Here is a 12,398-nt window from a genome sequence, read left to right as displayed (position 1 = left end):
CTCTTGATAACTAGGGGCGCTTTTTATGTGCAAAAAAAGATTGGAGGAATTAAGAATGAAGGAAATATGGAATAAAGTACAGGCAGCATTGACAGTAGCAGGAGGGTTTGTTGGTTGGTTCCTCGGTGGTTTTGATGGCTTTCTCTACGCACTTATTACCTTTGTTGTAATTGATTATATAACAGGAGTATTTTGTGCAATTATCGATAAAAACTTGTGCAGTAAGATCGGGGCAAAAGGTATCTTCAAAAAGGTGCTTATTTTTGTATTGGTAGGCATAGGGAATGTATTAGATTCTAATGTATTAGGAGCAGTTGGCAATACAAATGCTAATGTTCTACGTACAGCCGTGATTTTCTTTTACCTAAGTAACGAAGGCATTTCTATTCTCGAAAACGCAGCCCACATTGGATTACCAATCCCGGAAAAACTCAAAGATGTGCTAAAACAACTGCATAAGCGAGAAGAGGATGAGTCGTAGGAGGGAAAATCATGATTGATTTAACGAAAGTTTCAACAGTGTTCATTGGTAGACGTGGTGAGCATCACTATCGAAATATTGAATTTGATGTTTCTAGCTTATTAGAAGGTGGATATCCTGGCTCTACTTTAAATGCGATTTTCAAAAGACCGGATGGTACTGCTTATCCAGTGGTTACACATTACGTTGATGGAGTCCTGACTTGGTCGCCAAGTGCAACAGATACAATACAAGTTGGTGTAGGAAGACTGGAAATAAGAGTCACAGACGGCGATGTGGTAGGAAAAAGTGTTCGAATTCTTACTATAGTAGAGGATGCCTTGGAAGATGGGATTGTCGAGCCACCAGAACCTCCTGCACAGGAATGGCTGAATCAAGTACTGTCAGCTTTGGCCGAATTAGATGTCGAGGAAATAAATAGTCTACTCAATCTCATCTATGGTCTATTAAATAGCAATTATGATTTACTAAACATCACACATGTTCGATTAGATGATACCTATGGTCTACTATCCAACACGAATGGGACGGTTGATAATACACATGATCTTTTGAACACGACATACGACTTACTAGAGGATAACTATACACTGTTAAATAATAACTATAATTTGCTAAACACGACACATGGTCTAATTGAGGATATGCGTGACACATTGTATAACCGGACTGGTATTATTCTTAATCATATACATCCAATAGAAACTGCGACTGCACCGGATCTGGTAAGCCGTAGAGCAGCCATCACATTCACAAGCATTAATAGCGGTAACAATGTAATACTTGGTACGGTAACATATACATTTGTTACATCGTTAGGCAGTCCAACAGCAAACAATGTGCAGGTACTTATCCAAGGCACTCTTCGCAATACTGTCAAGAAACTTGCCGAAGCCATAAGGGGCGTTGAAGATACAACGAACATTGCTTATGGGTCAGGCACATCATCAAATCCTACTAGCACAGCCTATTGGACGAGTAGAAATTTCTCTATTGGTGATGTTACCATTCCTTCTGGTGAGAGTCTATTCTTATTGGAAAGAGCCGAAAATGCGACCACAGCATTGATACTAACATCTACAGCAGCAGCTACAATTAATGCATTCACCAGAGCAAGCTATTTGAGATATGTCTTGAGTGGTAATGCTACCGGTGCAGGAGGCATTAATAGTGTCCGAGGACCTTTGTACACATTATTGCCAATTGGCAGTGTGGTAATAGGTGGACAGGGAGGTATGCTTTATCCGACGGCTTATGATTGTCATTTGGTTACCCTATGCAGACAATCAGATACCAGTGAAAAAGAACTAGATTTATATATCTCAAACGATGAGGTGAATTTCACTAGAATTTCACGCAGTACACCTATTGGTGCTGATAGTTCAAATGCCGGGTTGCATATTCATATAGACATGCGCCAAAGCCGAGTGCCATCAGGTTATGGGTTGTATATAAGTATGGGGAGTGATGGCACATCGAATAGTGCTTACTGTGATCTGAAATTTACTTATCATTTGTACCCATTAACATTACCAACCAATTAGAGTAAGAGGTGATCATATTGAATTTGCATAAATTGATACTAACGAAAAATGCCTGTTATAAAGCAGGTAAAACCATAGCACCAAAGGGGATTATGGTTCATTCTACGGGTGCCAGTAATCCATGGCTAAAACGCTATGTTGGCCCAGATGATGGACTGCTTGGTAAGGATCAATACAATAATCATTGGAATCAGGATAAACCAGGTGGAAAACAAGTTTGTGTACACGCTTTTATTGGTAAATTGGCAGATGGTACTATAGCAACTTATCAGACATTACCGTGGAACCATCGAGGATGGCACTGTAGTAGTGGGTGGAAAGGTTCTGGTAATGACACACATATCAGTTTTGAGATTTGTGAGGATAACTTAACCGATAAATCATATTTCCGTAAGGTGTTTAACGAAGCAATTGAGCTTTGCGTGTATCTTTGTAAGTTGTATGGTCTGAATGAAAACAATATCATTTGTCACAGTGAAGGATATAAACTTGGTATTGCCAGTAATCATGCCGATGTAATGCACTGGTTTCCTAGGCATGGCGAGACCATGGACTCCTTTAGAAATGCTGTGAAAGTAAGGCTTCAGGAAGAAGAGAAGGAAGAACAGATATACTACAAGGTGCAGATTGGTGCCTTTTCTTCGAAGTCTAATGCAGAGGCTTTGCTTAAGAAGGTTAAGGCTGCTGGATTTACCGATGCTTTTATTAAATAAGAATAATTAACTGATATGGCCGCTAGGTGATTAATTTCACTTGGCGGCCACAATAAAATTTAGATACACGAAAACAAAAGAATTATATTACAATATACATCTTATGGAATTCTACACTGAATAAAAAATTCCTTTGTAATCTGGAAATTCATCCATAAAATATTTTTCATATGATTTACTAGGTAAATATAATACATCAATATTATCTAGAGAAAACTCAACACTTCTTAAGATTCTCCATTCTCTTTCCATATAATAATTTTTTTCATCATCTTGACTAAGATTGATATCAAAAAGCTTTATATATGATAATAAACCTGTAAATGCCATCATTTGACCGAATAATATTTGATGAAATTTATTGTCATGAATATCCTTAATTGTATCATTATTCATTAAACTTACATATGGAGCATAATCAGAACGCATAAATGTCTCCAAGGGAACGGTGAAAGGTTGATAGCATTGGTTTACCATAGTAAGGAATTGCATAGTACTTGGGTATTGTTTTGATAGAGTGTTAAAATACTCAATCGGATTTTTGGGTAAATCTGTTTCACTAATCTCTTTTATATCATAGTTAATAGGAATATACATTACTGGATGAGCCCCTTTCGAAGCCAAGTATTGTTTATTAAACCCTATTCCGAACTTTCCATATTTTCGAGTATGTATGTTTAGTGCTCCATCTGGAATATCACAAAAGCAAACACAATCGATTCTTTCAAATAATTCACCAGCCCGCTCTCCACTATAATTTGCACTCATTGATACAACAGGTTTATCCGGATCTTGCATATTAGCAAACAGTTTTCCGCTTTTTATAATTTTAATAAGTAATTCAAACTTGTCTTTATCTGTCGGCAATGACCTTCCTACAAAATGAATAAGTTTATTTGATATATACTCCATTTCTGCACTTCCCTTCAACGTTTTATTTTTCTTATTTATCTTACTACAAAGTAAAAGTAACTTCCATTTTTATTTTCAAATTATTCCAATTGAACCTATTGTAATTGCATAATCTAAATTTTTCAAAAGTGTCCGTTCAAATTGGTGTTTTCTGTCCTTAGGAAGTTAGAGGGGTTAGATTGATATGTTCCCTCGGAAAGAGGTCGAGAAAATGCAAGTTACTAAATTAGAATCCGTTGATTCAGTAAAATTTGAAGCAACAAAGCCTACAGAAGATTCGGTAAAAAATGAGTACGATTATCTGGTTGCAGAAAATCTTACAAAAAGACTTTTACAGAAGGGTTATATAAATCAAAGTGAATTTGACAAGATAATGGCCAAAAACCGTGAAGCTTTCTCCCCGTTTTTAGCGGAGATAATGGACTAAAAGACTTGATAAATAAGGCTTTTAGAGTGATGAATAGTACTGTGAAAAGGAGGTTGAGACAATGAAACGGATAACAAAGATTGAAGCAAATGAGACGCTTCAATTAACACCTAAAAAACTACGCGTTGCAGCTTATGCTCGTGTTTCAACAGATAGCCGTGAACAGCTCGCCAGCTTGGAAGCACAAAAAAGTCACTATGAAGTCTATGTCAAAAACAATCCGAACTGGGAGTATGTTGGCCTTTATTACGATGAAGGTTTATCGGGTACGAACATGGCTAAACGGGATGGTCTTCAGAAGATGCTTTCTGATTGTGAGAAAGGCTTAATTGATTTCATCGTTATTAAATCTATTAGCCGCTTCGCAAGAAATACAACAGAATGCCTTGAAGCTGTCCGTAGGCTCATAAGGCTTAATGTGTTTATTTATTTCGAGAAGGAAAACATCAATACCGGAGATATGGAAAGCGAGCTACTACTTACCATTTTCAGTAGCCTTGCAGAAAGTGAATCAATTTCCATAGCTGAGAATGAGACTTGGGCCATTCAAAAAAAGTTCCAAAACGGTACTTACAAAATTGGATGTCCACCATACGGTTATAAGAATGTAGATGGCAAGATGGTTATCGATGATACAGAAGCAACGGTTGTAAGATATATATTCTCGGAGTGTCTTTCGGGAAAAGGTTGCTATATGATAGCAAAAACACTTAATGAGAAAATGGAACCTACAAGGAAAGGTGGAAAATGGAGCTCTTGTGGAGTCAAAGATATCTTGAAAAATGAGAAGTACAAAGGAGATGTTCTATTACAAAAAACTTTCACGGACTCGCAGTTTAACAGACATTATAATCGTGGTGAAAAACCACAGTACTATGTCAAAGATCATCATGAGGCAATCATCAGTGAAGAGGAATATAAAGCAGCGCAGTCTATTATTGAACAACGCTCGAAAGAAAAGAATATTGTAACGGAAGATAAGAAGTATCTAAGCCGTTACCCGTTCTCAGGAAAATTAATATGTGCTGAATGCGGTGCGACATGGAAAAGAAGAACACATAGCTCTAGCAATGATAAATACTACACTTATACCTGCAATACCCATTTGCAGGATAAAGGTAGATGTAGTCAACTATTTATTAGGGAAACAGATATTGAGATAGCTTTCATTAATATGATGAATAAACTGATTTTTAGCAAAAAAGTCCTTTTACAACCTTATCTTAATAGCCTAAAAAGTATTAACCAAGACAGTACACTTGCTCGAATTAACGAGATTGAGAAAGCTTTGGAGCAAAACTTTGATCGGAGGCAGGTTCTTGCAAACCTTCTATCAAAGCAGTACATTGAGCCGGCACTTTATACTCAGCAAAATAATGAGCTATTAGTTGAAGCGGGTGAATTGAGAAATGAAAGAGATACCTTGTATCGCTCGGTAAATGGAGAGCTTGAGAATGCAGAAGCTGCGAGCCTGCTACTAAAGCATTTAAGTAATAATACAAGGTTTACAGAATTTGAGTCAGAGACATTTGAAAAACATGTAGACCATATCATAGTTTACAGTAGAAGTGAAATGGGTTTCGTACTCAAGTGCGGTTTAAATCTTAAGGAAAGGTTGTGAGAGGATGAGTCATATTCCATATGGCTATAAAATTGAAAACGGTAAAGCAGTCATCGATGAAGAAAAAGCAGAGCAAGTAAGGAAACTTTATAAAGGATACCTTTCTGGTCTTGCCTACATGCCTGCCGCAGAAGCTGCTGGACTTAAGCTTTACCACACAAGTGCAAAGAAAATGATGCAAAATAAGTATTACCTTGGAGACGACTATTATCCGACGATTATAGATAAAGAGACCTTTGATGCAGCAGAAGCTGAGAGGGTGAAACGACAGGTGAAGCTTGGAAGAGTATTTGATGAGAAACCAGGTAAAGCGAGCAAGATTGCTTCAGGTTTTATGATGCCAAAGGTACAAATCAAATTTGAGGGCCCTATTAGACAAGCAGAATACGTCTACAGTTTAATTGTAAGCGAGGTGAATTCATGATTTCCTTGGCTAAAAATGTTACAGTTATTCCAGCAAAGAAGAAAATCGGTACTCAGAAAGCAACTGACAAAGTTCAAAAAACGCGAGTAGCTGCCTATTGTCGTGTTTCTACTGATAGTGATGAGCAGGAAAGCAGTTATGATACACAAATCGAGCATTATACAACATATATAGAAAGTCACCCTGAGTGGGTGTTAGCTGGGATTTATGCCGATGACGGTATTTCTGGAATGAATACAAAGAAGAGGGATGAATTCCAGCGAATGATCAGCGATTGTAATGATGGTAAAATCGATATGATTATAACCAAGTCCATCAGCCGATTTGCTCGAAATACAGTTGATTGTTTGAACTACACTAGAGCCCTTAAGAACATGAACATTGGTGTTTACTTCGAGAAAGAAAATATCAATACTCTTGATGCCAACGGTGAAGTTCTTATGACAATTATGGCTTCTCTAGCACAGCAAGAAAGCGAATCTTTATCAGCTAATGTTCGTCTGGGCTTGCAGTTCCGATATCAACAAGGGAAAGTTCAGGTGAACCACAACTGGTTCTTAGGATATACAAAAGACGATGATGGTCACCTTATCATTGATCCAGAGCAAGCAGAAGTCGTCAAGCGGATCTATAGAGAGTACCTAGAAGGTAAGAGTTTCTTACAGATAAAAAGGTCACTTGAAACCGATGGGATTCGCAACGGTGCAGGAAATAAAAAGTGGCATGAAAGCAATATAAAGCAGATACTTACGAACGAGAAGTACATTGGGGATGCATTGCTTCAGAAGACTTATACGGTGGATATTCTAGAAAAGAAGCGAGAAGCTAATAAGGGTCAGGTTCCGAAATATTATGTAGAGGACAGCCATGAACCTATCATTCCAAAGGATATCTTTTTAAAGGTACAGGAGGAAATCGCAAGGCGAGCAAACCTTACTAAGGGAATCACACAACGTAAACGAATTTACAGTGGTCGATATGCTTTGTCGGGGATAGTATTCTGCTCACACTGTGGGGACATTTTCCGCAGAATTAAATGGAACAACCGTGGATGCAAGTCAACCGTTTGGCGATGTGTCAGCAGAGTTGAAAAAGATGGTCCTGAATGCACTGCAAGAACTATAAACGAAGAATGGCTCCATGAGATAGTTATCAAGGCTATAAACGAAGCCTTCCGAGGAAAAGAAACTATCCTACCACTTTTACGAGAGAATATTGAGAGTAGTCTGGAGAAAGACACCTCAAATCAGATTGCAGCGATTAATGAACAGATGAAGTTACTGCAGCAGGAGCTATTGGCAACAGTAAATTTAATAAATACCGGTGATGAGATTGGTATGGAGATAAGAAGGCTGCGTGATGAGCAACAGGCTCTTCAAAATGAGCAAGCATCGCGTCAGGATTTGAAAAGCAGAATTGATGAGATGATGAGTTTCCTTAACAACTTGCCATGTGAGCTGACCGAATACGAAGAAGAGTATGTGAGGACTCTTTTGGAAAAGATAACGGTTTACGATGACCACATCATTGTTGAATTTAAGTCAGGAATTGAAATACAAATTGAAGAATAATAGTAGTTTAAAATCACCCGCAGCTCTTAGGCTTGAGCTGCGGGTTTTGTGGTTTTAAACATTTTATGTGTAAATATTGTAAATTGAAACCAAATGAATTACAATGTTTTTATCGAAGTTTGGAGTAAATGAGTAAAGGAAGATAGATATGGGATACGAGAAGAAAAACATAAGAAATATTATTGAAGATATAAATAGTAGAAAGACTTATCTTCCAGCGATTCAAAGAAAATATGTCTGGGATGATGATCAAATTACTAGGCTGATGGACTCCATCATGCTTGGATATCCAATTGGTACTTTTCTATTTTGGAAGGTTAGAAAATCCACTGTAAATAAAAAAGAATATTCTATGTATGAATTTATCAAAGATTTTCATGAACGTGATTTATATAAGAATCCTGCTGCACCACAGCCGTTTCCGATTGGTAACGATGAAGAGACAGTATGGGCTGTACTTGATGGCCAACAGAGATTAACATCGTTATATATTGCCTTGCAAGGTAGTATGAGTAGAAAATTACCCAATAAGCGTTGGAAAAATGATGAGGCTTTTCCTAAAAAAGAACTTTACTTCAATTTACATAGTCAAAGAACTGATGATGAAGACATCTCCTATGAATTTAAGTTCCTAACACCGGAAGCTGCAAAAAAACAAAAAGATGATAAACTATGGTACTTGGTGAAAGATATATTGAAATATTCTCAGGATGAGCTTGTGACGGATCTGATTATTCCTAATGGATGGGCAACCGATAAAGTTGCAATGAAAAATGCCTCGTTGTTACATACTCGACTTATTGGCGATGAAATAATCAATTATTTTGAAGTGGAAGCAGATTCCATAGATAGTGTACTTGATATATTTGTACGTGTTAATTCTGGCGGAACAGTTCTCTCAAAGAGTGATTTATTGTTTTCTACTATCGTTTCTCATTGGGATAAGGCAAGAGATGAAATTGATAAATTGCTTGCAGAAATTAATAAGATCGGAGAAGGATATAAGTTTTCAAATGACTTTATTATGCGTACCTGTTTGTATGTTCTTGATATGTCAGTAACTCTTAAGGTAGAAACTTTCAAGAAAGATAGTATACTAAGAATAAAAGACAATTGGGATAATATTAAAAAATCTATTAAAGATATAGTAGATTTACTAAATGAATTTGGCTTTAATTCGGAAAATATTATTTCTTACGTTGCCGTATCACCGATGGTTTATTACCGATTTAAAGGAGGTAAGTTCGATTCGGAAAGTAAATCTGAGCTTAGAAAATATATAGTTATATCTCAGGTAAAACAGATTTTTGGTGCTGCTACAAATTCAGCGCTTACTAGTATCAGAGAAGCTTTAAAGGCTGCACCCGTAGATACATTTAAAATGAGCAATTTACTAAATATTCGTTTCACAGGTGACAGAACTTTACGCTATACCCCTGAAGAAATTGATTCAATCTTTGACACCCATGAAATTGGTGCATACACATTTATGTTGCTTTCATTATTATATCCTAATTTGAAGTACAGTCAAAAAGGATTCCATCAAGATCATATGCATCCGCACACTAGCTTCGAGGAAGATAAGATTAATAGCCTTATTCTGCCAGATGGAACTGTCATCGATGAAGATAGAAAAGAAGAGTGGCGCCGTAGACGAAATACATTAGCAAATCTTCAATTATTGGAAGGGCGCGAGAACGAGAGTAAAAATGCTATGCCATTAGAGGATTGGCTTAAAGTCCCTGAAAATAGCGAGAATGTTAAGTACGTGCCAAGTGATGTATCATATAAACTATCGCATTTTGAGATATTTATGGAAAAAAGGCAGAAGTTGATGAGCGATACATTAAAAGCTCTTTTGATATAAAATCTTCGCAAAAAATGCATGAATAGAATTTAGGGTTTTTAAATAAAAACTAAACTTTGGGAGAATTAGAACATGAGTGAAGATAATGATATAGGGAAAGATTCCATAAATGACAACATTAGTGAAATTGTTCCGGTCTCAAAGAATGCACTTTGTATACTTGTGACCGATGCTGATAAGCATGGGACTGATATTGCGGCAATGAGTGATTTCTTTGATTTGTGTGTTCAACAGATGAGTTATGAATTAAAGGAGTATTCTACTTCTGATGTATTGAGAGAAATACCAGTTGCTGATTTCGGAATCATTAATGATGTGGTACATCAGGCAGAAGTGCTGATGAAAGGAACTTATGGTTATATTCCTGATTTTGATAGCTTACCTCATGATATTAAAGTTAAATTTGATAAGGGCATTTACAAAATTGGTGAATCAAGGCAAGTTGATGGGAATATGCGTGCTGTCATTCTGGATGAGAATGATGTACGAGTAAAGGATATCACTTTAAAACGTGTACGTAATGATACTGGTGCAATGGAGACTTCGCGCAGCATTGGGAATCAACTTCAGATGAAGCAGATATATGCAAAACTCAATGAAATACAAGAACTACAAATATATCAAATCAAGAGAGATAGGGATCGTGATATTATAATTCCGTTCTTAAATGCAAGAGACTACATTTTAAGGGCACAAACAACAAGCTCTTTGGAGGACAGACGTGAATATCTCAAGAAATCCTCTGATGAACTTACAAGAGCTATTAACGGAGTATATACGGATTTGTCAACATCAGCAGAACATTTGGCAAAGCTAACAAGATGGCCGATTTTTCAAAGATCAGATCAAATTAGAGATACTATAAAATTTTTGACCAGTGATTTACAGTTAGCTACAAAATATGTTGGTGTTCAAGTTCAAGTTTTAGATTATTTAGGAGATAAAGATAGCTCAAAGATGGCTCTAAGAGGCTATCAGCACGTAATGCAAGACTTTTTAATAAAAGAAATTAATAATAAAGGACAGTCAGCAGCTAGATTGATACATTTAAATTACCCATATGATGATTCGAACAGAGATTGCTGGCAGACTTTTTCTAAAGAATTAAGAACAGTGCTTGATGCTGGTTTTGATGCAATAGATGGTCATAAGGATATTTATTTGGTATCTTTGGAGGATGTAAAAGATGGACAAGAAAACGAATGACGAAAAGAAATGCTGGGCTTGTAAAAGAGCGTATATGATAAATGAAGGTAAAATAGGACTTTGTCCGAAATGTATTAATAAATACGGCACTCCAGTTGCAAGTATTGGTATTGCAGGTCTCTCTATTGGAGGTAGACAGCTAATCAAGCATGGTGGGAAGATAATTAAAACTGCTGCTAACGTGGCAAAGAAAGTTAAACACTAACTTAGAAAGAACGTACAACAGATTATAGTTGTTATAAGAAGTAAATAATTATAGATGAAGGTATATTTATGAATGAAAAAGAGTTTAAAAAACTATTACTAGATACTGTTCGATATGGAGACCATCCTGACAAAGAAATAATACTCGAATTACTCAAGATTACTGAAGTCCGATTTGAGAAGACTGGAGAGTTTACACGTAATTTATGGAATCATTATAAAGAATTTTTAAGTCTTCATATCATTCCGCAAAAAATAAGCGAGTTAAAAAAATATTTGGATTATATAATAAAAATCTGTTACGATATTTATGAACCTAACGATGAATACGAGTTATGGGATGTTTCTATCAAGCCGGGGAAAATGCGTGTAGATGAGGATGTAAGCCAAGATATTCATTTTGAACATATTCAGCGGCAAATCATAGAAGAAATCAGAAATGCTAAGTATCTTATATGGATAGCAGTAGCCTGGTTTACAGATCCGGTGCTCTATAAAGAGCTATTAAAGAAGAAGGTCCAGGGTATTAATGTTCAAATAGTTATTGATGATAACGACATAAATTGTAAAGTACCATTTAGGTTGGAAGATGAATTTGATACTTACAGAGTATCAATCCAGTCATTATATAAAAACATAATGCACCACAAGTTTTGTATAATTGATTTGAAAACTACTGTACATGGAACATATAACTGGACAAATGCAGCTCAATATAATAAGGAGACCATATGTATTGATATAAACAGAGAAACAGCAGAAAAATTTGCTGAAGAATTTATGCGTCTTAAACGTAACCAACCTATTAAAGATACATTTTAATAGTGTACATACAGTTGATATGTTCCCTCAGACGTCAAAACCGTTGATATGTTCCCTAAAACATAATAAACAATTAAAAACGATTGATATGTTCCCATGGACGCAGACATCAATAATGAGCACTCGAGCCATGTGGAGACAGTATGTCTGATGTCACGTAAAGATAAATAAATAGGCTCTAAAGGGCTTGAAATCAAAGGTTTCCAGACTTTCGGTAAGAACGGCCGATGGATGGGAACCTTGTTTTTTGTCCTCTGAGTATGACATGGAACATAAAATGTAAGGCAGGGTTGAGACTACAGAACTGCTTTTTGCCTTGCGAGACAAGGGAACTGCTGTTTTTAGGGTAGGTTGAGACTATAGAACTATTGCCAACATATAACTCTTTCTTGAACTCCTACGCTTTTGATTGTCTCTCCTGAACAAAAAAGGTAAAGTGGTTAATAAGGGTTTTGGTGGTGTGTTGTATAGTAGCTTTTAAATAACTGTTCACTGTGAAAAATTGTGAAATGCTGACTTGAAAAAGTAAATTCCAGCGCAGGACTAAATTCCACCGCCCTTTAAAAAACGTTGAAAACTTCATATTTTCCGGGGTATAAATGGCTG

General features: G+C 36.4%; 13 protein-coding genes. 11 read left to right on the top strand and 2 right to left on the bottom strand.

The annotated features are described in order from the left end of the window. Positions 1 to 55 precede the first annotated feature (55 nt). The 3 genes from HNQ56_RS03915 to HNQ56_RS03905 are packed head-to-tail and all read left to right on the top strand — an operon-like array spanning position 56 to position 2,738. On the top strand, positions 56 to 481 hold the full coding sequence (locus tag HNQ56_RS03915) for a phage holin family protein (RefSeq protein ID WP_429143044.1): 426 nt from the start codon (positions 56 to 58) through the stop codon (positions 479 to 481). An 11-nt stretch (positions 482 to 492) separates the two neighbouring features. Next, positions 493 to 2,025 carry a hypothetical protein gene (locus tag HNQ56_RS03910; RefSeq protein WP_429143042.1) on the top strand — a complete coding sequence of 511 codons (1,533 nt, stop codon included), beginning with the start codon at positions 493 to 495 and terminating at the stop codon, positions 2,023 to 2,025. Positions 2,026 to 2,042: 17 nt separating this feature from the next. After that, entirely contained in the window at positions 2,043 to 2,738 is a 696-nt protein-coding gene (locus HNQ56_RS03905) for an N-acetylmuramoyl-L-alanine amidase (protein WP_429143041.1), read from the top strand. A 111-nt stretch (positions 2,739 to 2,849) separates the two neighbouring features. Here HNQ56_RS03905 and HNQ56_RS03900 read toward each other — a convergent pair whose 3' ends face one another. Next, the gene (locus tag HNQ56_RS03900; RefSeq protein WP_429143039.1) at positions 2,850 to 3,650 is read right to left on the bottom strand and encodes an abortive infection system antitoxin AbiGi family protein; all 801 of its coding nucleotides are present in this window, start codon (positions 3,648 to 3,650) and stop codon (positions 2,850 to 2,852) included. Between the two features lie 211 nt (positions 3,651 to 3,861). Between HNQ56_RS03900 and HNQ56_RS03895 the strand changes: the two genes are divergently transcribed. From HNQ56_RS03895 to HNQ56_RS03860, 8 genes are all read left to right on the top strand, one after another. Next, positions 3,862 to 4,077 carry an SHOCT domain-containing protein gene (locus HNQ56_RS03895; protein ID WP_429143037.1) on the top strand — a complete coding sequence of 72 codons (216 nt, stop codon included), beginning with the start codon at positions 3,862 to 3,864 and terminating at the stop codon, positions 4,075 to 4,077. A gap of 61 nt (positions 4,078 to 4,138) precedes the next feature. Continuing rightward, the gene (locus HNQ56_RS03890) at positions 4,139 to 5,698 is read left to right on the top strand and encodes a recombinase family protein (RefSeq protein WP_429143036.1); all 1,560 of its coding nucleotides are present in this window, start codon (positions 4,139 to 4,141) and stop codon (positions 5,696 to 5,698) included. Between the two features lie 4 nt (positions 5,699 to 5,702). Then, entirely contained in the window at positions 5,703 to 6,122 is a 420-nt protein-coding gene (locus tag HNQ56_RS03885) for a serine integrase family protein (protein WP_429143035.1), read from the top strand. After that, complete coding sequence (locus HNQ56_RS03880) at positions 6,119 to 7,693, top strand: recombinase family protein (protein ID WP_429143034.1); 1,575 nt, start codon at positions 6,119 to 6,121, stop codon at positions 7,691 to 7,693. The genes HNQ56_RS03885 and HNQ56_RS03880 overlap by 4 nt, the downstream gene beginning before the upstream one ends. Positions 7,694 to 7,841: 148 nt before the next feature. Further along, positions 7,842 to 9,560 (top strand): DUF262 domain-containing protein, encoded by a 1,719-nt coding sequence (locus tag HNQ56_RS03875; RefSeq protein ID WP_429143033.1) that lies wholly within the window; start codon positions 7,842 to 7,844, stop codon positions 9,558 to 9,560. A gap of 72 nt (positions 9,561 to 9,632) precedes the next feature. After that, positions 9,633 to 10,766 (top strand): hypothetical protein, encoded by a 1,134-nt coding sequence (locus HNQ56_RS03870; protein WP_429143031.1) that lies wholly within the window; start codon positions 9,633 to 9,635, stop codon positions 10,764 to 10,766. Then, complete coding sequence (locus tag HNQ56_RS03865) at positions 10,747 to 10,971, top strand: hypothetical protein (RefSeq protein ID WP_429143029.1); 225 nt, start codon at positions 10,747 to 10,749, stop codon at positions 10,969 to 10,971. The genes HNQ56_RS03870 and HNQ56_RS03865 overlap by 20 nt, the downstream gene beginning before the upstream one ends. Positions 10,972 to 11,039: 68 nt before the next feature. Next, positions 11,040 to 11,792 (top strand): phospholipase D-like domain-containing protein, encoded by a 753-nt coding sequence (locus tag HNQ56_RS03860; RefSeq protein WP_429143028.1) that lies wholly within the window; start codon positions 11,040 to 11,042, stop codon positions 11,790 to 11,792. Positions 11,793 to 12,189: 397 nt separating this feature from the next. Here HNQ56_RS03860 and HNQ56_RS03855 read toward each other — a convergent pair. Next, the coding region (locus HNQ56_RS03855; RefSeq protein ID WP_429143026.1) for a hypothetical protein at positions 12,190 to 12,398 on the bottom strand (209 nt) is incomplete at its 5' end.

Source organism: Anaerotaenia torta, from assembly GCF_050433395.1.
In the GTDB taxonomy this organism is placed as follows: domain Bacteria; phylum Bacillota; class Clostridia; order Lachnospirales; family Lachnospiraceae; genus Mobilitalea; species Mobilitalea torta.
The sequence above is the reverse complement of the archived record's forward strand: the minus strand, read 5'-3'. Positions and strand labels throughout refer to the sequence as shown.